The organism is Acinetobacter sp. YH01018 (genome assembly GCF_013420295.1).
GTDB lineage: Bacteria > Pseudomonadota > Gammaproteobacteria > Pseudomonadales > Moraxellaceae > Acinetobacter.
The window spans coordinates 1-19,906 of record NZ_VOYL01000029.1; the positions used below are offsets into that span (position 1 = coordinate 1).

At 39.8% G+C, this 19,906-nt stretch carries 25 protein-coding genes and 2 pseudogenes; 9 read left to right on the plus strand and 18 right to left on the minus strand.

Going from position 1 to position 19,906, the window contains the following annotated elements; translation table 11 throughout:
• Nucleotides 1–165: 165 nt before the first annotated feature.
• Entirely contained in the window at nt 166–624 is a 459-nt protein-coding gene (locus FTT83_RS10435; protein WP_180044429.1) for a DUF2147 domain-containing protein, read from the minus strand.
• Between the two features lie 562 nt (nt 625–1,186).
• Between FTT83_RS10435 and tusD the strand changes: the two genes are divergently transcribed.
• Genes tusD through FTT83_RS10455 form a run of 4 tightly spaced genes read left to right on the plus strand, consistent with a single transcriptional unit; the run spans nt 1,187 to nt 2,580 of the window.
• A complete protein-coding gene (gene tusD / locus FTT83_RS10440; RefSeq protein WP_166171770.1) occupies nt 1,187–1,555 on the plus strand; it encodes a sulfurtransferase complex subunit TusD in 369 nt (122 codons plus the stop codon).
• Between the two features lie 44 nt (nt 1,556–1,599).
• On the plus strand, nt 1,600–1,950 hold the full coding sequence (locus FTT83_RS10445; protein ID WP_180176591.1) for a hypothetical protein: 351 nt from the start codon (nt 1,600–1,602) through the stop codon (nt 1,948–1,950).
• A 20-nt stretch (nt 1,951–1,970) separates the two neighbouring features.
• On the plus strand, nt 1,971–2,255 hold the full coding sequence (locus FTT83_RS10450; RefSeq protein WP_180176590.1) for a DsrH/TusB family sulfur metabolism protein: 285 nt from the start codon (nt 1,971–1,973) through the stop codon (nt 2,253–2,255).
• A 13-nt stretch (nt 2,256–2,268) separates the two neighbouring features.
• Nucleotides 2,269–2,580, plus strand: a complete 312-nt coding sequence (locus tag FTT83_RS10455) for a TusE/DsrC/DsvC family sulfur relay protein (RefSeq protein ID WP_180176593.1) — start codon at nt 2,269–2,271, stop codon at nt 2,578–2,580.
• A 17-nt stretch (nt 2,581–2,597) separates the two neighbouring features.
• Here FTT83_RS10455 and FTT83_RS10460 read toward each other — a convergent pair whose 3' ends face one another.
• Both FTT83_RS10460 and FTT83_RS10465 read right to left on the minus strand, forming a co-directional pair.
• Nucleotides 2,598–2,795, minus strand: coding sequence for a hypothetical protein (locus FTT83_RS10460; protein ID WP_180176589.1), 198 nt, complete (start codon nt 2,793–2,795; stop codon nt 2,598–2,600).
• A 66-nt stretch (nt 2,796–2,861) separates the two neighbouring features.
• Nucleotides 2,862–3,761: a LysR family transcriptional regulator gene (locus FTT83_RS10465; RefSeq protein ID WP_180176588.1), complete on the minus strand. Its 900-nt coding sequence runs from the start codon at nt 3,759–3,761 to the stop codon at nt 2,862–2,864.
• A 96-nt stretch (nt 3,762–3,857) separates the two neighbouring features.
• Here FTT83_RS10465 and FTT83_RS10470 point away from each other — a divergent pair, with 96 nt between their 5' ends.
• Nucleotides 3,858–4,292: a CidA/LrgA family protein gene (locus FTT83_RS10470; RefSeq protein WP_180176587.1), complete on the plus strand. Its 435-nt coding sequence runs from the start codon at nt 3,858–3,860 to the stop codon at nt 4,290–4,292.
• Nucleotide 4,293: 1 nt separating this feature from the next.
• The gene (locus tag FTT83_RS10475) at nt 4,294–4,986 is read left to right on the plus strand and encodes an LrgB family protein (RefSeq protein ID WP_180176586.1); all 693 of its coding nucleotides are present in this window, start codon (nt 4,294–4,296) and stop codon (nt 4,984–4,986) included.
• Between the two features lie 67 nt (nt 4,987–5,053).
• On the opposite strand, the gene FTT83_RS10480 is transcribed toward FTT83_RS10475, so the two are convergent.
• From FTT83_RS10480 to FTT83_RS10530, 11 genes and pseudogenes are all read right to left on the minus strand, one after another.
• Nucleotides 5,054–5,803, minus strand: coding sequence for an adenosylcobinamide-GDP ribazoletransferase (locus FTT83_RS10480; RefSeq protein ID WP_180176585.1), 750 nt, complete (start codon nt 5,801–5,803; stop codon nt 5,054–5,056).
• Nucleotides 5,800–6,408, minus strand: a complete 609-nt coding sequence (locus tag FTT83_RS10485; RefSeq protein ID WP_180044417.1) for a histidine phosphatase family protein — start codon at nt 6,406–6,408, stop codon at nt 5,800–5,802. Before FTT83_RS10485 ends, FTT83_RS10480 begins: the two co-directional genes overlap by 4 nt.
• Nucleotides 6,409–6,435: 27 nt before the next feature.
• The gene (gene cobT / locus FTT83_RS10490; protein ID WP_180044415.1) at nt 6,436–7,488 is read right to left on the minus strand and encodes a nicotinate-nucleotide--dimethylbenzimidazole phosphoribosyltransferase; all 1,053 of its coding nucleotides are present in this window, start codon (nt 7,486–7,488) and stop codon (nt 6,436–6,438) included.
• Complete coding sequence (cobU, locus tag FTT83_RS10495) at nt 7,488–8,006, minus strand: bifunctional adenosylcobinamide kinase/adenosylcobinamide-phosphate guanylyltransferase (protein WP_180044413.1); 519 nt, start codon at nt 8,004–8,006, stop codon at nt 7,488–7,490. Before cobU ends, cobT begins: the two co-directional genes overlap by 1 nt.
• Nucleotides 8,003–8,614, minus strand: coding sequence for a 2'-5' RNA ligase family protein (locus FTT83_RS10500; RefSeq protein ID WP_180081613.1), 612 nt, complete (start codon nt 8,612–8,614; stop codon nt 8,003–8,005). Before FTT83_RS10500 ends, cobU begins: the two co-directional genes overlap by 4 nt.
• A 409-nt stretch (nt 8,615–9,023) precedes the next feature.
• Nucleotides 9,024–9,997 (minus strand): annotated as a pseudogene (locus tag FTT83_RS10505) (terminase); the annotation flags it as partial.
• A pseudogene (locus FTT83_RS10510) lies at nt 9,996–10,472 on the minus strand (putative metallopeptidase); the annotation flags it as partial. The pseudogenes FTT83_RS10505 and FTT83_RS10510, both read right to left, overlap by 2 nt.
• Nucleotides 10,432–10,869 (minus strand): hypothetical protein, encoded by a 438-nt coding sequence (locus FTT83_RS10515; protein WP_180044409.1) that lies wholly within the window; start codon nt 10,867–10,869, stop codon nt 10,432–10,434. The pseudogene FTT83_RS10510 and the gene FTT83_RS10515, both read right to left, overlap by 41 nt.
• Nucleotides 10,859–11,035, minus strand: coding sequence for a hypothetical protein (locus tag FTT83_RS10520; RefSeq protein ID WP_180044407.1), 177 nt, complete (start codon nt 11,033–11,035; stop codon nt 10,859–10,861). The genes FTT83_RS10515 and FTT83_RS10520 overlap by 11 nt, the downstream gene beginning before the upstream one ends.
• 56 nt (nt 11,036–11,091) lie before the next feature.
• Nucleotides 11,092–11,478: a type II toxin-antitoxin system HicB family antitoxin gene (locus tag FTT83_RS10525; protein WP_180044405.1), complete on the minus strand. Its 387-nt coding sequence runs from the start codon at nt 11,476–11,478 to the stop codon at nt 11,092–11,094.
• A gap of 2 nt (nt 11,479–11,480) precedes the next feature.
• The gene (locus FTT83_RS10530) at nt 11,481–11,669 is read right to left on the minus strand and encodes a type II toxin-antitoxin system HicA family toxin (protein WP_086197411.1); all 189 of its coding nucleotides are present in this window, start codon (nt 11,667–11,669) and stop codon (nt 11,481–11,483) included.
• Nucleotides 11,670–12,273: 604 nt separating this feature from the next.
• On the opposite strand from FTT83_RS10530, the gene FTT83_RS10535 reads away from it, so the two are divergent.
• Nucleotides 12,274–12,456: a hypothetical protein gene (locus tag FTT83_RS10535; RefSeq protein ID WP_180044403.1), complete on the plus strand. Its 183-nt coding sequence runs from the start codon at nt 12,274–12,276 to the stop codon at nt 12,454–12,456.
• 473 nt (nt 12,457–12,929) lie between these two features.
• On the opposite strand, the gene ybaK is transcribed toward FTT83_RS10535, so the two are convergent.
• The 3 genes from ybaK to FTT83_RS10550 form a co-directional block, all read right to left on the minus strand.
• Nucleotides 12,930–13,397, minus strand: a complete 468-nt coding sequence (ybaK, locus tag FTT83_RS10540) for a Cys-tRNA(Pro) deacylase (RefSeq protein ID WP_180043976.1) — start codon at nt 13,395–13,397, stop codon at nt 12,930–12,932.
• Nucleotides 13,398–13,851: 454 nt separating this feature from the next.
• On the minus strand, nt 13,852–14,316 hold the full coding sequence (locus FTT83_RS10545) for a MarR family winged helix-turn-helix transcriptional regulator (RefSeq protein WP_086197423.1): 465 nt from the start codon (nt 14,314–14,316) through the stop codon (nt 13,852–13,854).
• A gap of 522 nt (nt 14,317–14,838) precedes the next feature.
• On the minus strand, nt 14,839–16,041 hold the full coding sequence (locus FTT83_RS10550) for an alkane 1-monooxygenase (RefSeq protein WP_180043974.1): 1,203 nt from the start codon (nt 16,039–16,041) through the stop codon (nt 14,839–14,841).
• A 191-nt stretch (nt 16,042–16,232) separates the two neighbouring features.
• Here FTT83_RS10550 and FTT83_RS10555 point away from each other — a divergent pair, with 191 nt between their 5' ends.
• On the plus strand, nt 16,233–17,156 hold the full coding sequence (locus FTT83_RS10555) for an AraC family transcriptional regulator (protein WP_180043971.1): 924 nt from the start codon (nt 16,233–16,235) through the stop codon (nt 17,154–17,156).
• A gap of 3 nt (nt 17,157–17,159) precedes the next feature.
• Here the strand turns inward: FTT83_RS10555 and lpxB are convergent, their stop codons facing one another.
• Complete coding sequence (lpxB, locus tag FTT83_RS10560) at nt 17,160–18,353, minus strand: lipid-A-disaccharide synthase (protein ID WP_180043970.1); 1,194 nt, start codon at nt 18,351–18,353, stop codon at nt 17,160–17,162.
• A 629-nt stretch (nt 18,354–18,982) separates the two neighbouring features.
• On the opposite strand from lpxB, the gene FTT83_RS10565 reads away from it, so the two are divergent.
• Entirely contained in the window at nt 18,983–19,873 is an 891-nt protein-coding gene (locus tag FTT83_RS10565) for a sulfite exporter TauE/SafE family protein (RefSeq protein WP_086197427.1), read from the plus strand.
• Nucleotides 19,874–19,906 lie beyond the last annotated feature (33 nt).

Genomic DNA, 19,906 nt, shown 5'->3' on the forward strand with positions numbered 1-19,906 from the left:
TGTTCCACTTTAGATATTTGTTTAAGATGAGATGTAACTCATTGAAATGTGTCATCATATTCGTCGTCAGAAAACAAGTATTATGCCATTATTTCAATGAGTTATCTTTTTTTGTCGTGTACAAAGAATTTATTTACAAATAAAAATAATCACTTGAGAATTATATCAGAGCTTCTTCCAAGTCATGATGCTAGTTACATTGGCACTTTTAGCTTTACCATTGACTTTCATTTGGTCTCCAGCAGCATTTAAACTGGCATCAATATCATATACACGTCCATCCTGCGTATTAATCCAAATACCCTTGTTAAATTGTTTATTGCTAGTATCAGCAACCAGACCTTTAAGAGCTTCCATTCCAAAAATTGGCTGATTCTTCAGTTCACCTTGGCATTTGCTACATACTTCAGAATTTGCAACACCAGGTAAAGATCGATTTTTAGTAATGACAGCACTGTACTGTTGTGTTTTAGAATTCTTGCGAATCACGATGTCTGAAACATAATAACCAGTACGATCATCAATAACTTTCCAAGTGCCAATTAACGGATCGAATGGCATAGCGGCTAATGGATTGATTAGCCCAAAAAATAATGCAGTAGCAGCAAAAAATTTACGGTTCATAAAAAGTATTTACAATTCAAAGAAATAAATAAGCACGGCTGTGCTCAAAATTGGCGAGAGTATAACAATTATTTTTCTATTAAGACATTAATTTCATTAGATTTAAATATATATCTGCTAGCTATTCCCAAAATTAATCAAAGATTAAAATCAAGATATCATCATTTTTACAACGTTCACTTACCTTACTATCAAGCCAAAATCAAAGAAAACCATGACATGTAATAATGAAGTAACGCTACCCAACCCATCCCAGTGATGGGTTTTCTTTTGAAAAGGCCAGCATTGGTGTAGATCTGGTTCAAATTACTTTTTATTTTACCAATAATATGAAAAAAGGAAGGGAATATAGGGAATTTCATGCAGATAAAAAAATAGGTTTTATGATTTTTAACTTTAACAAACCCAATTAAATCATTGTTTTTAAATAATTATTTTTGAAATAATTTTAACATTAAGTTCTGAATTCTTTAGATACCACCTAAAATCATTGTATACTACCCTTTTCTTATGAAGTTTGGATGCATCAATATTGGATTGGGCATTCTTCAAGTGAATTTCGATGAGTACCTTATTACTAATTACCTCCGCTCCAACCTCGATCTATGCCTGGCATGCCTTGGGTCTTGCTCAGGCCTTGCACGCTAAAAACCAGCCATTTCGCGTGTTCTTCTATCAGGACGGTGTTGCTGTAGCAAATGCCTTGCAATGGGTTCCGGATGATCAGCGTAACTTGACCGAAGAATGGCAGAAACTGGCGATTCGCTTACCGGTATGCGTGAGTGCTGCGTTGGCGCGTGGTATTAGCGATGAAGAAAATGCCAAACGACATCAAATTAGCCAACACAATCTTGCGCAAGGCTTTGAACTGGTTGGTCTGGGTGAACTTGCCGATGCAGTACAGTCAACACAACGTCTGATTCAATTCTAAGACGATATTTTTTTGGTATTTGTTGCTTTTAAAAGGTAAATTGTGTGAAATCTGTACTCGTTATTCTGACCCAAGCCAATCTGGCCAATCTGCAGGTGCATGAAAGCCTGTCTGCCACGATGGTACTGGCAACTTTTGGCTGTGAAGTGAAAGTTTTACTGCAAGATGCAGCCTTAAGTTTACTCAATGCCGAACTGCCATTTGATCAGCTTAAACATGCCTTTAAAGTGGCATCCAATATGGTCGATAGCTTTGAGTTTTATGACCTTAGCCCGATTTTGATTGAAAACAAACATCAACATTCACACTTTGTGGCCAATGCTCAACAGGATATTGAATTTGTTGAGTTAAATCCTGATTTAATTCAAAGTTTTGATTTTGTACTGTACTGGTAAAGTTGAAGAGTAAACTGATTATGTCGAATAAAAGCTTATATTTGGTGCAAAGTACTTTTTCAGCAACCCCGAATGTTTTGAGCAAATTACAACAGGTTTACTCTCCTGAAGATACAGTTGTACTGATGGGTGAAGCGGTCTTGCAACTACAGCATTCATTTCTGCAATCATTGAACAAGGTGTATGTACTGGACACCGATGCGGAAATCCTGGCGGGACAAACAACCAAAAATTTACAGCTGATTTCTTATGCAGAATTTGCAGATATTTGCCTCAACTATACCCGCTGTATTCGCTTGAACTAATTTGAGATTAATGATGAATTTAGAACTCGATCAAGATGGTCACTTAGTCGATTACACTATTTGGAATGAAATGGTGGCTCAAGAGTTGGCAAACTCTCTGGAGCTGCAACTTACAGCGTGGCATTTTGAAGTTTTGCATGCAGTACGCCAGTTCTATCAACAGTTTGGACATTCACCAGCCACCCGTCCACTGATCAAATTCCTGATGAAAACCGTCAGTGCCGATATCAATAATGCCGTCTTGCAAGAGCAATTTAAGACCGGTCTGGTGGCACGTCATTTAAGCCGTCTGGCAGGTATTCCTAAACCGCCGAATTGTCTATAAATCCTGAAGGGAAAGATTCAGGATGATATTTTGTGTTGTTCCAGATAGGCATAATCATGTTGCGTCAATTCAGCTTTAACCTGCTTGGCATCCAGCGTTTCATGACACTCAGAACACACTAGTCGCAGGGTCATTTTATGACCACAACTTTTATGCGTATATTGCATCGGCTGCCCTAAATCTTCATTCATCCACTGATCTGCCCAATGTGCCATAGACATCAAGATTGGATTCAGCCTGCATCCAAACCCTGTTTTTACAAGGCTGCCAACCAAATTTTTTTAAAAGTGAATTTTATCCCGATTTTCCTCAATAATTTTTAACCATGCCCGTGTTGCAGGGTTCATGGCAACGGTGGTATTCCAAGCCATGCTCAGCGTCCAGTTCAAATAAGGGCTTTCCAGCAGGCTGATGTTAAATTTCTCCTGATCCAGCTGTTCACAGTAAATTTTTGGCAACAAAGCAATCCCGACATCCGACTCGACCATTTTGGCAATAAAGTCCCATTGGCTACTTTTACAAACCACATGCGGTTCAAAACCGACGTAATTCGCTGCCTGAATAATCATATTGTTTAAAGTGAAGGAATCATCATAAAGTAAAAAAGACTCTTCTTTTAATTCAATCAATTTTACGGTTTGTCGATTCTTCCACTGGGTATCTTTTCGAGAAAGCAAACATAAAGGTGAATCCATAATAGGAATACCGCTCAGTACAGGTTTTAAATGTCCCAGTAAAATCCCAACATCGACTTTTTTCGCCAAAATGGCATCTTCAATCGCAGCTGCACCGACTTCCAGAAAACTTAATTCGATATGTGGATATTGCTTGTGAAACTTGGCAATTAAACTACTGAGTAAAACTGAACCTAATGGCGGTAAACCCAGAGTTAATTTGCCCTGTTTGAGCTGCCGGATTTTAGCCACTGTTTCAAAAATACGTTGCTGTTGTTCCAGTATGACCAAAGCATGTTGATACACTTGTTCACCAGTATAGGTTAAGGCAACATCACGTTTACGACCGGCATCCCCCCTGTGAAATAAAGCCACACCAATTTCCTGTTCCAAGTGATGTATGGTCTTACTGATGGTGGGCTGGGTCACACACATCTCCTCTGCTGTTCGGGTAAAACTTTGCAATTGCACGATTTTAACGAATACGCTCAGACTCTTAATATCCACTAATCATTCCATTTATGCATAATCTTTTTTTTATTATTCATAATATAAACAGAGGGTCAAATTTAAAATACCTGCAAGTTTTTATATTTTCTGATTATGTCTACTTCCTCACATTCTGCTCCATCAATTTATATTGCTCAGGTGGTATTACAGCTCAGTCTGCTGATCTTCATCTGGTGGATTTCCTCACTGATACAACATGCGCTCAATTTACCGGTTTCTGCCGGGGTTATTGGCCTGTTACTGGTGTTAATGGCTTTACTGAGTGGCCTGTTTAAACTGCAATGGATTAAAACAGGTTCAGATTTTATTCTGGGTGAACTGGTGTTGTTATTTATTCCCTGTGTAGTCGGCATCATTAAATATAAAGACCTGCTTTTAACCCAAGGCTGGCAACTGATTTTATCGGTTGTAATCGGTACTTTTTGTGTGATGCTGGCTACAGCCTATAGCGTATATTTCGGTTTTAAACTGGAAGCCCGTTTAAAGCATAAATCACAATCCCAACAGATATTAGAACAGGGAAAATAATATGAACCTGACTGCGCTTATATGTTTTCTCGGGACACTCATCTGTTATGTACTGGCTAAAAAACTGCATAAAAAATATCCATACATGTTGTTGGCACCCGGTATTTTTGTGCCTCTTATTCTGGTGATATTGATGCTGGCATTCAATATTTCCTATGATAGCTATATGGTGGAAAATCAATGGCTGATCTGGATGTTGGGACCTGCGACCATTGCCTTTGCCATTCCGATTTATGAATATCGCAAAGTCATTACAGCACATGCCTTGTCGATTGGTTTAGGCATTGTGGTGGGCATGATTGCCGGTGTGATCAGCGCATTTTATCTGGCAAGATTATTTAATTTTGACCAGGCCACGTCTTACAGTTTAATGGCCCGTTCCATTTCTACGCCCTTTGCCATGGAACTCACTTCCCATATAGGCGGTTCAGTTGAACTGGTGATTTTATTTACCATGATTACCGGGATTGCGGGTGTAGCGATGGGAGATATGCTTCTACTGGCACTCAAACTCAATTCACGCTTTGCTCAAGGCGCGTCTTTTGGGAATGCGGCACATGGTTTTGGTACCAGTAAAGCCTTTATGCGCCATCGTGAGGAAGGTGTAGTGGCCTGTTTGACCATGGTACTTGCAGGGGTATTTATGGTGCTGCTGGGACCGGCAATTATTTCCATGGTCGTCACTTATTTATAAGTGATAATGCCCATGATACGGAAGTGATGCTGTTTAGGTGATCAGGCTGCTCACTTCCTCTTTTTAATCATGGAATGGTTAAATAAAAACTCGCTACAATGAAGCTCAAAAGACTCACCACCTCGCAAATTTCAATACTCGCCCCTACCGTATCACCGGTAATTCCTCCAATACGCTGGATAAATTTATACCTTAAATAAAGCAATGTACCTAGCATAGATAAAGCACACAGCATTCCAGCCCATCCCCAATAGACTGATGTAAGTAAACTTAATACACATACAATAAGGGCGGCAGTTTTCGGAATAAATTCTTCAATTGAAGTGCCTAAACCATTTTGGCGTACATAAGGGGTGGTTAAAAATAAAAATAACGGCGCTAAACGACCCAATAGCGGAAATAAAATCAGGGCTGAATAGTATTGCTGTTCCAATAATACATACAGTGCCGACCATTTTATTAGGCATAGAATGATTAAACTCAGCACCCCTATTGGCCCACAGCTCGGGTCTTTCATAATGGCTAAGGTACGTTCAGGATCACCAAAACCACCAACCCAGGCATCAGCAGTATCAGCCAGACCATCCAGATGCAACCCGCCTGTCAGCCAAATCCATAGCACTAAAATCACACTACTTAATAAAATAACGGGGATCGCCTGTAAAAGATGGGCAAGTGCAAATAAAATCAGGCCAATAATCAGTCCAATCACAGGATAAAACAGCAAAGATTGAGCATTTTGCTGTTTGCTCGGCATCTGTTTTAATTGAACTGGAAATATCGTTAAAAACTGCAGTGCAATAAAAAATGGCGTCATGCTGATTGCTCCACATATTCAATGCTTAAATCATCATGTAGAATGAAATGATTGAATTGCCCCAGTTCAGCAGACATTTTTAAAATATTGTCCAAGGGTTGATTGAATGCCAGACATTTTAACAGTTTAATCACCCCACCATGCGTGACCACCATTGCATGTGCAAATTGATTGTGCTGCATGGAACCCTGAATTTGTTGCAGCGCATGTAAAATACGCTGCTGAAACTGCTGCATTGTTTCTGCATTGGGTGGACTAAATCGGGTTGGAGTTTCCCAGAACTGCGCCAATACATCCGGCTGCTTTTCATAGATCTCTTGCGTAGAAACAGCTTCCCAATCGCCAAAATGCATTTCCTGCAAATTTCGATCTAGAATAAGTTCAAGCTTTAAATTGCTGGCAATTTCATCTGCAAATAAAGCACAGCGCTGCAAAGGCGAACTAAACACAATATCCCAGGGGTTAGGTGAATTATTTTTTAAGAATTGATCTACCGTTTGTTGCATTTGCTGCCAGCCTGAATCCGTCAAGGCGTCATCAGTTGAACCACGCAAAGTATGACTCAGCTCGGTCTCGCCATGACGCAGCAAATCAATCCTGTACATCTTAAATCATCCTTAAATCTAGACAGATTAAACTTTTTCACCTGTCACGGCGGCTTCGGCAAAAGTTGCCATATTGTTATGCAGGCTGCATGCTAACTTGATGATTCCTAAAGCTGCCCCGGCACCACTGCCTTCGCCCAGGCGTAAATTCAGTTTCAGCAAAGGGTTGGCATTCAGTTCTTGCAATAAACGTTGATGACCGTATTCAGCAGACTGATGTCCAAACAGCATCCAGTCACGTACAGCCGGATTTAATCGTACGGCGACTAATGCAGATGCTGTGGTGATAAAACCATCAACCACCATAGGCAAACCCAGTTGTGCACAGCGAATATAAGCACCGGCCATTGCAGCCACTTCCAGTCCACCCACGGCGCACAAGGCTTTAAATGCATCATCGCCTACATATTCCTGGTGTAATGCTATCGCACGGTTAATGACATTTTTCTTATGGTTGAGCTGTTCTTCACCGATCCCTGTCCCTACACCGGTCAGTTGCTCAGCAGGCTCATTCAGCAAAAAACAGGCGACAGCAGAAGCAGAACAGGTATTGCCAATACCCATTTCCCCAGCCACATAGATTGAAGCACCCTCTGCAACTGCCTCATCTACACTTTTACGACCAAGATTTAAAGCTTCTATACATTGTGCTTCAGTCATGGCCACTTGTTTGGCAAAGTTGGCCGTACCCGGGATAATGCAATAACGTTCAACGCCTGCATATTCATAGGCATCACCGACTGAACCACAGTCAATCACTTGCAGTCTGGCATTGTATTCCTTGGCAATTACGCTAATACAGGCTCCACCGCTGGTGAAATTTTGCAGCATTTGGCGAGTTACCGCTTGCGGATAGGCTGAAATGTTTTCTTCCATCACGCCATGGTCACCGGCAAAAATGGTAATCCACGGTTTATCAATGTTCGGGCGCTGATTGTTTTGCAAACAGGCCAACTGAATTGCAACATTTTCCAGTTCAGAAAGTGAACCGGTTGGTTTGGTTAACTGTAATTGACGCTCTGCAGCCTGCAGTCGGGCTTCTGCACTTGGCGTTTTACACGCATCTAACCACCAGTTCATTATTTCTCTCCTTTTAAAATCATGGGAAAACCAGCTACACAAAAAATCACCTTATCGGCAAGCTGTCCAAGTTGCTGATGTAAGCGGCCAGATTCATCTACAAACTTGCGGCTGATCTCACCCATGGGAACAACGCCCAATCCAGTTTCATTGCTCACCAAAATGATTTGTGATTGCAAACTTGGCAGCACATCCAGTAATTTTTCACATTCTACAGCTTGCAGATTTTCATCTTCATGCATTAACAGATTAGTCATCCATAGCGTCAGGCAATCGACCAGGATCAGCTGATTTGCTGCGTCAATTTGCTGCAATCGCTCTGCCAGTGAGAAAGGCTCTTCAATCAGCTGCCAATGGGCAGGACGCTGCATTTGATGATGATAAATCCGTTCCTGCATTTCCGTATCTAAAGCTTGAGCCGTTGCAATATAACTGACTGGTAAACCTGAATCTTTTGCGGCTTGTTCCGCAAGACGACTTTTGCCGGAACGCGCGCCGCCTAAAATGAGTTGAATCATGCCTCACCCAAAATAACTTGATGGTATGGTGTTAATGGCCCCTGCAAGGTTTGGGCATGATAGGTCCCAAAAGTTAATTGCTCGGCCTGAAATTCAAATTGCTGCTGTGAAATATTTTGCATGCGCTCAAACACTGCATCACTATTGATTTTGTCTTTATACAGACCCAAAGTGATATGAGGACAATATTGCAACGCTGCGACTTCTGCTGAACAGGTATATAACTGTTGACGAACCTCGGCCAGGCTTCCTTCAATATCCTCAATTTCAATAAAAAGTGCGCTTTCAAAACTATTTAAGTTCCTTGTCTTCAATTTAAATGAAGATTTTTTTTCCCGGTTTAAAAGTTCAATTTGCCGTTGTAATCGTTGCTGGCTAAAATCGTCATCCCAAACCTGCTGGTGAGTGGTCAAAAAACCGCAAATAAACAAGGTGATATGAAACTGGCGCGTATTGGGCGTAAACAGTAGGTCAGAAAAATGCTGACGTAAATGGTCTAAATAGAGCAGCAATTCAGGCGACTGGATTTCCAGATACCAGAGTGAATAATCCGTGCGCCCCTTATGCCACTCAGGATAGTCCTGTGCAAGCGTGGGCACAACTGGCATTGCAGGCTTTAGAAACACATAAAATTCACATTAAATTCAATCACCTTATTTAACCATGAATTTGATGCAATTAAATAAAGCATTGGCTTAACAATATTCAGCCTATGCTGAAATTTATTCAGTTCTTCAAGCATATTCCTGATGCGACCACATTTCGGCATAAAGTCTATGTTCGCCTTGGGCACGTCGATCGACGATTTCCTTTAGCTCCGCCTGTTGTTCTGCGTTGATTTTTACTCCACATTGGCCTAGTCGTCTCAGAGATGTATATCTTCCAATTAGTTCTATCACAGAAAGGCTTCGTGTCGATGTAGAAAGTGAAAGTGAAAGTGAAACTATAAATAATATTGTTTTACTGGGTGATTACAATGTCGAGCCTTACGACAAAAGAATTGTTCACCATTTACAGTCATCTAGAGAGAAAGAGCTGGTACTTACCCGCACCTGCAGGTTTCTTTCTTTTCCGCTCTCTAATATCACTGAAACAAATCATCACGCCGTCAGCCCGGTTTGGTGACAGTACACCGTCAGGCTGCTTATTCACTAAAATTTTGCCTGCACCATTTTTGCTATAGGTGGGTTGTGAAAGTTCGCGCTTAAGTTGTTCAAGCTCTTGCTTATCTATGTCTTGTGTTGAGAGTGAAATAAGACTGTCTGGGTCATATTGCATGTCCTGCAAAGCTCGATAGGTATTCTGGAATCGAAGACGCAGCGACCACTACATCTGGGCTTTAAGATTGGCGAAGAAGTCCACGTTTTTACGCGCCTCAACCATCTCCTGCTCGGGGTTATGTACTGCACCTGATCCCCGGAAAGGATTAGCCTCAATTTCTGACATCCCCCTCACTTGATTTTGCTCATTAATGACGCGAGCATTACCGCATACACCAGCTCCTAACCCATCCGCATCGTAGAAGAACAAATTCAGTTTTAGATCCAGGCATGCATCGATAGCTTTTTGCGTGGTACCAAAAATGTCATCACCAACGCCTGACCATGTATCCAGGTATTGCAATACAATCCCGTGACGAGCCGCAAAAAAGTTTTTATCCTTACCTTCATCTGCTACATCCAGTGCACCGTTACGCTCACCAGAAGGCTGAATACCGAGCTCAATATGAGAATCAACAGCAGCTTCAACCCATGCGGAGGGGATCAGCATGCCTTCAACCGATGCTGCGTAATCAATATCTACTTCTTGAGCCAAAACGACGTCATCAAGTGTGGCCTTTTGCTTTTCATACCATGGATAAAAATCAATTTTCCATGTAGCTCAGCCAGCCAATTCTTATCAGGATTAGCCCTCCAAGGCATGGTAAAGACGGCGTAACGACCGCTAAAACGATCCTGGTGAAAGCGATCGCCGATACCATTGGGAGTAGAGAGCAGTCATATCACTATAGATGATCTCGCCATCTTCATCGCACTCAACACCAATGTGATAAAGCTCATGTTCAATCAAACGACAAAATTCACGATCTGAAGCTTGCTCACAAAATGCAGCATCAACCGTAATCAAATATTGAGGTACGAAACCGAACCAGTCGCGTATCTGCTGTTCCTGGCGTGCCTGCTTCCATCCGCCTTGGTTAAACATGACCTTTTCACATTGCCACAGCACCATACGTTTTTTAGCTACGGCGGCAGATGATGCCCAAGCAAATGCAAGGAACTCTTCATTGTCGTGAAGTAGCTCAGCAATATGATCATGATCCGGGTTATGGAGTTCACCACCAAGGGTCAGCCAGTTTTTGACAACCCATTCTTTTAATTCCACGGCGGGCGCTAATAAAATCGCTTCTTCTTCCTCAGCCTGATCAATCAGATTCGATGGTGGGAATGGTCTGAACTGGTCCATAAGATGCCTTTAAATTTCTCAGCCACATCGTAGCTCGACCCATATTGATGTCTGCAGGTAAAAACTGCTGAAACCGATATCCCATTTCTTCAGCATGGTCATACCGGTCGATGCTCCAGGCTTTTGTAGCCAGCTTACCTTTACGACCACCTGACCAAGGACCACCCGCAATTTCAATCAGCATTCGATATTCAATAAGGTGAAAATCAAACCGCCAATGCTTAGTGCTTTTGAAGTGAAAATACTCTTCATATTTAATTTCCATGCGATCAAGGATTTCTTTGAGTCGATCGAATGCTTCTAAGTATTTTTCACCGGCTTTGGGTAGTGGTCTGGTACGAGATTTCTTTTTAAGTGGGCCTTTATCAGTTAAGGCTTTGTATTGATCAGGATTCATATAAAGCAAAGCGCAAATTCTTAATACGCTCTCTCAACTTAATCATGATGCCGTCAATTGCCAGTAACTCATTTCGAGTCAACCCAGCCTGACTGAGATTTTGATACTTAGACAGCTCAGCACTGCAAAATTCTAAGTCTTGTTTCGCTTGTACTTTGTCTGTCATGAGTACCTCAAAATAAAAAACCCAGCACTCAGGCTGGGTCTGTCATATTGTTTATTTTACTGATGCAATGCCATTTCCGCACTTTTGGCTAAAAATGCCGAACGGCTTAAGTGTTGTTTCTTGGCCACAGCATCAATACGCTTCACCAAAGCTTCCGGCATACTGATATTAATACGAACAGACTTGGTATTTACCTTTGTCGTATCAATATCAACTAACAGCCAAAAACCACCTTCAAATCTCTCATCACCTAACCATCGCTCTGGGCTTGATGGTACAGGTAACGGAATATCTTCACCATCAAAGTGAACCTCAACCGCTTCCTGCGCCATGCGCTGGATGTCTTGCATTTCATCCGCAGCACTGAAACACCCTTCAAAGTCAGGGAAAGTTAAACCGTATGCAGCATCTTCATCTTTATGAACATATACTGGATATAACATATTTACCTCCATTCCCAACCAGCCTGTTTATATATATTGCGTAGAGTACCTATCGGCATATCTTTACGTGGATGTGGCACCACAACATGACCGGGTTTATCGGGATGCTTATACTTTTCATGGTCGCCTTTACCGCCAACCTTGTACCAGCCTTCCTGCTCCAGACGCTTAATAATGTCTTTGCTGTTCATTGTGTAATTATACACAACATTATTTCAATAAGGAATAGAAAAGAAACCCCGCCAATATCTAGTATGTAGCGGGGTTTTATGTGCCGTAATACGTTCGGCAAAACTTTAAGCAAAAAAAAACCTGCATCTTGGGGAAGGTGCAGGTTATAAACTGAATTTAAGTAAATAATGTGGAGATTTACTTAATTTCCAACTAAAATACTCTGGATTACGCTACCTTTCAAGTTTTATTACAATATAATTTATTGATTTGTATATATTTAAAAATAATATTATTTTATTTAACTTCTTTCAAACAATCCCGACACACCTTGATTTCTTCATCATCAACCGTGTAATCGATTTCAGTCGCACCATGTAGGCCAAATAAACACATTAAGAATCGGAGCATTACTTTTCTCCATGCAAAAAAAAGCCCACTTAGGGAATACGATGTGGGCTTATAAAATAATGACCTTAGGGAGTTATTTAGAAACTACAGGAGTTTCTGTGAACAATTATACATATATCAACTAATATTTGATATTTATTTAAATCAAAATTTAAACTTTTGTTATATTTTGCTATCTTAGTCACACAATTTTCAAAAATAAAGAACCCCACCATGAAAAAGTATATTTTTTGGGCACTTTTAATGCTTCTTGCAATCTCAAGCTTAGGGTGCTTTGCTATATCAATCATTTCTAAAGACACGTTATTTGCAATACTCGGGGCTTTGCTTGCCTTGGCTGCACTTTTAACTTATCTAGAAATAAAATCCATCCATAGCGATCCATTTTTTAAGTAAGTATTTTAATTAGGTCGAATTCGCCATAATTAGAATCTGGAATACTTTTCGGAATAATTTGTTGTTAAAAATGTGACCCCCTCATTTGTGAAGGTACCATGCAAAAAAAAGCCCACCTCGAGAACATTGGTGGGCTTAAACTAAGGACCTTGGAGGGTCATTCAGAAACTACAGCTGTTTCTGGCTGCCATCATACATACTTATTCGTGAATTTTCTGTGAAAAAAATTAATTAAAATTTTAAATAATAGAAAATAAATCAATATATTATAAAAAATTAACTAATAATGTATCAAATATTAAAAAAGCCCGTTTTTGGTTTCACTCTTATGTTCAATCAGTGATTCTTGATATAGAATCAAATCATAAAGCCGCTTAATGCGGCTTTTGTTGTTTTGAAGGAATTGAATAAGTGAGTAATAATGTGAGTAACAAGTAAAAAATCACCCAAATTAATAGTTTAAAATAATGCGATTATTCATCAACAATATCAGCAAATTTAGCATCTAAAACGCGTGCTAAATCTTGTGGGTTTAACCCAACATCCAATCCCCTTTTTCCACCACTAACGTACATGGTTTTAAGGTTTTTAGCACTCTCACATATAATTGTTTTTAAACGTTTTTTCTGTCCAACCGGGCTAATTCCACCGACCAGATAACCTGTTAAACGTTCAGCATTTTTAGGATCAGCCATCTGTAATTTTTTACAGCCTACAGCCGCTGCCACTTTCTTTAAATTTAATTGATGATTGACCGGTAAAACTGCTACAAAGTAGTTCTTATCATCGGTGACTAATAAAGTTTTAAAGACTTCTTCAACGCTGAGCCCCAGTTTCTCAGCCGCTTCTAGACCAAAGCTTTTCGCATTGGCATCGTGTTCATATTCATGGATAGAAAATTCAATTTTATTGGATTTTAAAACTTTACAAGCTGGTGTCATTTTTTTGAGGATATTAATAACGAGATAAGTAAATTATATGCCCTTTAGAAACGAATGTTTAGATTGCTTAAGCTATTTTAGATTCATCTTTTAAATCACGTGACTCTACAAAAACATTAAAAAATCATTTTAGGACTTATATTTTAAAATCGAATTATGGACATAGCTAAAATCTAAGCCTAAGCAAGTGTGAGGTGATTCCCTATTCTACTGTCGACTAGACAAGCGGTTATTGTGATGTTGGTGTTGGGTATTGGTCTTCCTTTACTTGTTATCTCTAATTCATATACTTTTATTTGAAAAACTGGCTTTATCTTAGCAACCTGCTATAGCGCGATACTCAGGTTTAAATCAAAACTGTTAAAAATATGCTTTTTTAGTTTTAAAAAGTAGATCCTACAACAGTTGATAAAAAGCGTGGATATTGCATCCACGCTTTTTGGTTACATTAAAATTAATGAGCTAAATTTCTAAAAATAAGTTTAAGACTGTCTAACATTTTTTCAATTTGCAACGGGGTCAAACCTTCAAAAGACTGATCTAAAACAATATGACTCAGATCGTTAATTTTTTGTACCATTTGCTCGCCCATATGAGTTAAAACGACACGGGTAATTCGCGCATCGTCTTCACAACAATAAGTATGTACCAAGCCTTCATCTTTTAGACGATAAATAATTTTCGTAGTCGTCGACATCTTAAAAATCAGCATCTCGGATAGCTCGGATACACTCGCATTGGGCTTGGACTTTAAAGCCAACAAGATACGCCGACGAGAATTGTCTAAACCATATTTTTTTAACGCATGATCCACATTCTGAACATATTGAGAATGTACTTGAGTAATCCAGTAGTATGGAAAATTATCCAGATTAAACTCAGATGCTGCAGAAAAAAATTTACTGTATTTTCTTGTCATGTCAAAAAACCTCTAACTTATTGTTGTAATTTAAATTATTTTAATGTTCCAAATTTTATTTAAAGTCATTTTTTTTAGCAATACATATTAAATTATTTTTATTGCTCATTCAAAAATTAAGTCTCTCATAAATTGTGTAAAAAATCTACAAAATTTGTATAAAATAAAAGCCCGACATCATGTCGGGCCTTTTCGTATTTGATGCTTAGATCTGACTCCTATCGTACATCACCTTGCTGATCTAAGAATTTTTTCTTTACTTCTATTTATTTTTTTATTGCTGAACTTCCTGTTCCTGTATGATTTGGGCACAGGAAAAATCTATTACACTAATCCATAAACACCTTAAATTCCTGTGCGCCATAACGTACAAAAATGATGAATTTTACATCCAGGCTTTATCAATATCATTCATATATTTTCTTCAAAAAAGAACGGGAAATTTTCTATCTCTGTAAAAATAAGTGCTTTTTAAATATACTTATTGATAGAAAATTTCCAAATAGAACAGCGCAGAATACTTTATAAAGACACACCGAACTTCTTGAATATGCTGGCACGGCGTTTTGGATGAATATTGGCTTTATTTAAATCACCTTTATAATGATCAAATACACGTTTATCCATCATTTTAAACCAGAGCGATGGAATTAAAGCTGGTAATAACATGGTGGCATAACCACTTGGCAATTCAGGTGCTTCATCAAAGTGACGTAAGGCCTGAAATGGTCGTGTCGGATAGGCATGATGATCGGAATGACGCTGCAACTGGTACAAAAACAGGTTGGTAGTAATATTGTTATTGTTCCAGCTATGCTCAGGCATGATACGTGTATAAGTTCCATCTTCCTTTTTATCGCGCATTAAACCGTAATGTTCAATATAGTTAATAATTTCAAACAAACTGATGCCATAAAATGCCTGTGTGGCCAAATAAGGAATCACGTCTTTACCAAATAGCTTCAGCATACTGGCATGAAAACCGGCACTCATCGCCCAGCCTTGAAACAGTTCATTTTCCTTGCTAAAGAAAGATAAACCTTTGCGTTTTAAACGGTTCTTTTCAATTTCAATGGACGATTTAATTCCACCAAATACCGTTCTTGGCCAAAACTCATAGAAAGTTTCACCCATTTTCGAAGAAGCAGGATCTTCAGGCATTGCCGCACGCTTATGGTGTCCATAAGGATGTTCAACCCGAAAGTGATTATAAAACAGCGGTGCTAATGTGGCATGGGCAAGATAATGATCCTTTTTATGCGGCCTATGCGAAAGTTCATGTGCCGTGTTTACACCGACACCATTAATCGCGCCCATGGAAATACCGAGCAGTATCTGATCCAGAAAAGAGGTTTCTTTACGTGTTACCACATAACCGGCAAAAAGGTTGGCAGCCATTTGCAAAGGAATAAACAGTTTTACAATACGGTCATAATAAGGGTCTGCTACAAGTGACTTAATTTCTTCATCATCAGGATTATTACTGTCATTACCGACAATAGCGTCGACTGTTGGAATAATCACATGCAGTAATAAAGGACCGCCCAAGGCAAAGATTTTTTTCGTGGCTTTAGGACCAACCTGATAGCCAGCCAAAATCCCCATACCGATCACCGGTAAACCGGGGCTCAGCAGCCACCAATAACGTTTTTTGTCGAGGGCTAAGCCTGAAGCATTAGGCAGGGTCTGAAGTGTGGCTTGATTTAAATTTACTGGTGCATTCATGCTGGCGATCTTCCCTATTTTTTGTTCTAACGTTATATTTCTAGAAATAGGTCCTCAAGAACAGTTGTAAACGTCCAAAAAAACTATGCAAACGTCCTTGGCATATCTAGCCAATTTTTGACCTAAAAACACATGCTGACATATATCCAGAATTTTATAATTTTTATTCAATGATGACAGAACGATAAGACATGGATGCCTTAAGTAAAATTTTTGACGATATTCATCTGAATAAATCTGAATATATTTATTTAAAACCGCAAGGTCACTGGGCTTATGCTTATCAGGAACAAGATGCCATGATTGGCTATGTGGTTCTGGTGGGCCATATGACCATTCAACTGAATCCACACACCCAACTGCAGGTCGAAGCAGGTGATCTGGTGCTGATCCCATCAGGGCAAAACCACTCTTGCCATAGCAGTCATAAAAGCAATTTAGTTGAAGCACTTAATATTACCGGGCTTTTTGATGAAAAAAGGCAAGAAACCATTGAATTTGGAAGTACCAGCGGTGAACCAGCACTGATTCTGGCGATCCGCTGTCATATTGATACCATTATGGCACGTCCCTTACTGAATGCCCTGCCCGACTATATTCATATTCAGCATATTACCGGCAGCACTACCCCTGAATGGCTACAAATCGGATTACATTTTTTGGCCGTAGAAGCCTATCAAATTCGTCCGGGTCGCGACAAAATTCTCGATCATCTGGTCAGTATTCTTTTTATTGAATGTGTACGCGATTATATTGCCCAGTTAAGCGATTCCAATAACTGGCTCAGGGCTTTGGCACATACCGAACTGGCCAATGCTTTGGCCGCTATTCACGGTAAGCCTGATCAGGCCTGGACGGTAGAAAGTCTGGCTGAACAATGTTGTATGTCGCGTTCCAAGTTCGCCACCTTATTTAGCAGTATTGTAGGAGAAACACCATTGGCCTATTTACAGCAATACCGTTTCCGTTTGGCTTCACAGCATTTACGCGAAGGACAATTGTCGATACAGCAAATTGCCCATCGTGTTGGTTATTCTTCCGAAACGGCGTTTAGCCAGACTTTTAAACGCCTGTTTAATTTAACTCCGAGCCAATATCGCCAGCAGTTCCAGTAAAAATCAGGCTTGATCAGATGTGCCTGCATTCAAGGTATTCAGAATGGCCTGAACCGGGTCTTCACTATTGCTTGACAACAGCTGCTTGTGCATGGTGATGTGCTGCATCGCCTGAATTTGTGCAGTTTCAACGTTCATCAGTTTTTCAATTTCAGCAGCCAGATTTTCTGGCGTTGCATCATGCTGAATCAGTTCCTGAATGACCTTTTTCCCGGCAATAATATTCGGCAACGAATAATACGGAATCTTGATCAGGAATTTGACCAAATGATAGGTCAGCCAGTTTAGTTTATAAAAAGTCACCATCGGACGATGTAACAACATCGCTTCTAAAGTTGCGGTTCCCGAAGCCAATGCCACAATATTGGAAGCATTCATCACTTGACGGCCAATTTTCGATTCCGTATCGATATTTTCCAGCAAACAGACTTTAGCCACACAATCAGCAGGATATTGTTGCAGTAATGCTTCAATCTGCTGTTTGCGCGCCTCATTAATAGCTGGAATCAGAAACATATATTCAGGATGTTTCTGACTAACGATTTTCGCTGCATCAAGTACCAATGGGCCCAATCTTTCAATTTCACCACGACGACTCCCCGGTAACAGTGCAATGTGCTTGTGTTCCACATTCAAGCCCAGCTCCTGCTTGGCTTCAATCAGCGGGTTTTGCAATGGCAATTGACTGGCCAATGGATGCCCGACAAAAGCAGCTGGCACATCAAATTTTTTATAAAAGGTTTTCTCAAAAGGAAATAAACACAGTACCAGATCAATACTGGCTTTGATGCCATGTACCCGTCCCTGACGCCATGCCCAGACTGAAGGACTGACATATTGCACGGTTTTGATCGGTAAGTTTTTCTGTTTCAGACTTTTAGATAAACGTAAATTAAAATCTGGCGCGTCAATCCCGACAAAGACATCCACCGGTTCTTTGCTCCAGATATCAACTAAACCATCACGCACGGCGAAAAGTTTTTTCAGATCTTTTAAAACTTCCACAATGCCCATGACCGATAAAATATCCATCGGATAATAGCTTTTGAAACCTTCAGCAATCATCTGTGGACCACCAATGCCTTCAAATTCGGCATCTATGCCTTGCTCACGAAAACTACGGATCAGTTTAGCGCCAAGGGTATCGCCTGAAACCTCACCAACCACCATTCCAATTTTTAGTTTTCTATTTTGCAAGTGTTTTTCCCCATACGTCCTGCGGCTGAATAGTTTAATATTTTAGCATAGTCCTTTATCTTTACATGACTAAGCATTAATCTCTTCAAACTATAGCAAAACAATAAATTTAAATGCCGTGTTGGGAAAAATTTGCGTTCGATACAAACATGGCTTCAGCAGGAAATTCTAAAATCTTTTCAGACACAGTGGCGATAGATCAACAAACATTTTATTTTCAGCCTAATATTTTTCATTAATGTTCTGGTTTTCAAGGACAAATCGCTTCATGGATATTTCATGAAAAAAATAGACTGCAAATTGTGACTATATGACCTATATGAATAGTTCCACTATAAAAAAGGCTATCGAAACTTTTTGTGAAAATGCATCACATAACAGTAGCCCAGATAGTGTCTAAGTTGAACTGCTATATAATCAACTTCCATTATTCCGATCTCTATTTCAAGAATTCATATCCTGCTGAATTTTCAATATTTAATTTTAATCAGACAAAAGTATTAACGCACAACATAAGAAAATAAAATCCCGCTTTATCTCTTTTTAGAATAAGCAAATCAATAATCAAGACAACGACTTATATGAAAAAGTCATAACATATGCACGTTTTTGATATTTGGCATATAACCATGTTTGGTCCATTAGAATTTATTTTAGCAGGTGTTTTGGTTGGTTTCTGCGTTGGGATTACAGGTGTCGGTGGCGGTTCTTTAATGACTCCTATCCTGATTAGCCTGTTTAGAATCGAACCACATATCGCCATTGGAACAGACTTGCTATATGCCGCTATTTCAAAATTCTGCGGGTCTTTAGTTCATGCAAAAAAAATGAATATTGTTTGGCCGATTGTCATCTGGCTTGCTGTAGGCAGTATTCCTGCCTCATTTGCAACGCATTGGGTACTAGAAAACTATCTCAGCCAATCCAGTAGCTATAAAGCTGTCTTAACCATGGTCCTAGGCTTTATGTTGACCCTGACCGGTGTTTCTATCGTATTCCGTGGTCATATTGAACAATTTTTTAACAAGCTGCGTAAAGATGTACCTGTTGATATGACGCAGGATCTGGAAAAGGTTAACTTACAAGCCAAAGACAAACGTGCTTATATCGTGATTATGGGCATTGTATTGGGAATATTCGTTACCTTATCTTCAGTCGGTGCTGGTGCATTCGGTATTATGGCACTGGTTTTGATGTTCCCAAATTTACCCATGATCCGAATTATTGGTTCCGATGTGGTGCATGCTGTATTGTTGACTTTGGTTGCAGGACTTGGGCACATGAGTTCAGGTAATGTCGATTTACACTTGCTTGGCTGGTTATTGGTTGGTTCCATTCCTGCAATTGTAGTAGGTACTTTGATTAGTTCCCGCTTGCCGGAAAAAATTATCCGTAAGATTCTGGGCATTACCTTGTTTGCCTTAGGTATGAATTTCATGCTGCATCCAGTCAAGGCAAAACCTGTGGCGAAACCGGCTACCGCACAAGTGATCAGCATTGAAAAAACTGCACATGTTTAATTTAACTATACGATTCATCACTTTTTTTTGACC

Excerpts from the sequence above, each read along its gene's own strand:
- FTT83_RS10530 (WP_086197411.1), bottom strand. The coding sequence starts at position 11,669 with ATGAACAGCAAAGACATTATTAAGCGTCTGGAGCAGGAAGGCTGGTAC.
- FTT83_RS10550 (WP_180043974.1), bottom strand. The coding sequence starts at position 16,041 with ATGAATGCACCAGTAAATTTAAATCAAGCCACACTTCAGACCCTGCCT.
- FTT83_RS10535 (WP_180044403.1), top strand. The coding sequence starts at position 12,274 with ATGAAAAAGTATATTTTTTGGGCACTTTTAATGCTTCTTGCAATCTCA.
- FTT83_RS10565 (WP_086197427.1), top strand. The coding sequence starts at position 18,983 with ATGTTTGGTCCATTAGAATTTATTTTAGCAGGTGTTTTGGTTGGTTTC.
- ybaK (WP_180043976.1), bottom strand. The coding sequence starts at position 13,397 with ATGACACCAGCTTGTAAAGTTTTAAAATCCAATAAAATTGAATTTTCT.
- FTT83_RS10450 (WP_180176590.1), top strand. The coding sequence starts at position 1,971 with ATGTCGAATAAAAGCTTATATTTGGTGCAAAGTACTTTTTCAGCAACC.
- FTT83_RS10435 (WP_180044429.1), bottom strand. The coding sequence starts at position 624 with ATGAACCGTAAATTTTTTGCTGCTACTGCATTATTTTTTGGGCTAATC.
- FTT83_RS10480 (WP_180176585.1), bottom strand. The coding sequence starts at position 5,803 with ATGACGCCATTTTTTATTGCACTGCAGTTTTTAACGATATTTCCAGTT.
- FTT83_RS10525 (WP_180044405.1), bottom strand. The coding sequence starts at position 11,478 with ATGTTATATCCAGTATATGTTCATAAAGATGAAGATGCTGCATACGGT.
- FTT83_RS10455 (WP_180176593.1), top strand. The coding sequence starts at position 2,269 with ATGAATTTAGAACTCGATCAAGATGGTCACTTAGTCGATTACACTATT.
- FTT83_RS10545 (WP_086197423.1), bottom strand. The coding sequence starts at position 14,316 with ATGACAAGAAAATACAGTAAATTTTTTTCTGCAGCATCTGAGTTTAAT.
- FTT83_RS10500 (WP_180081613.1), bottom strand. The coding sequence starts at position 8,614 with ATGCCAGTTGTGCCCACGCTTGCACAGGACTATCCTGAGTGGCATAAG.
- cobU (WP_180044413.1), bottom strand. The coding sequence starts at position 8,006 with ATGATTCAACTCATTTTAGGCGGCGCGCGTTCCGGCAAAAGTCGTCTT.
- FTT83_RS10475 (WP_180176586.1), top strand. The coding sequence starts at position 4,294 with ATGAACCTGACTGCGCTTATATGTTTTCTCGGGACACTCATCTGTTAT.
- FTT83_RS10460 (WP_180176589.1), bottom strand. The coding sequence starts at position 2,795 with ATGGCACATTGGGCAGATCAGTGGATGAATGAAGATTTAGGGCAGCCG.
- FTT83_RS10485 (WP_180044417.1), bottom strand. The coding sequence starts at position 6,408 with ATGTACAGGATTGATTTGCTGCGTCATGGCGAGACCGAGCTGAGTCAT.
- FTT83_RS10515 (WP_180044409.1), bottom strand. The coding sequence starts at position 10,869 with ATGAATCCTGATCAATACAAAGCCTTAACTGATAAAGGCCCACTTAAA.
- cobT (WP_180044415.1), bottom strand. The coding sequence starts at position 7,488 with ATGAACTGGTGGTTAGATGCGTGTAAAACGCCAAGTGCAGAAGCCCGA.
- FTT83_RS10555 (WP_180043971.1), top strand. The coding sequence starts at position 16,233 with ATGGATGCCTTAAGTAAAATTTTTGACGATATTCATCTGAATAAATCT.
- FTT83_RS10520 (WP_180044407.1), bottom strand. The coding sequence starts at position 11,035 with ATGACAGACAAAGTACAAGCGAAACAAGACTTAGAATTTTGCAGTGCT.
- FTT83_RS10470 (WP_180176587.1), top strand. The coding sequence starts at position 3,858 with ATGTCTACTTCCTCACATTCTGCTCCATCAATTTATATTGCTCAGGTG.
- tusD (WP_166171770.1), top strand. The coding sequence starts at position 1,187 with ATGAGTACCTTATTACTAATTACCTCCGCTCCAACCTCGATCTATGCC.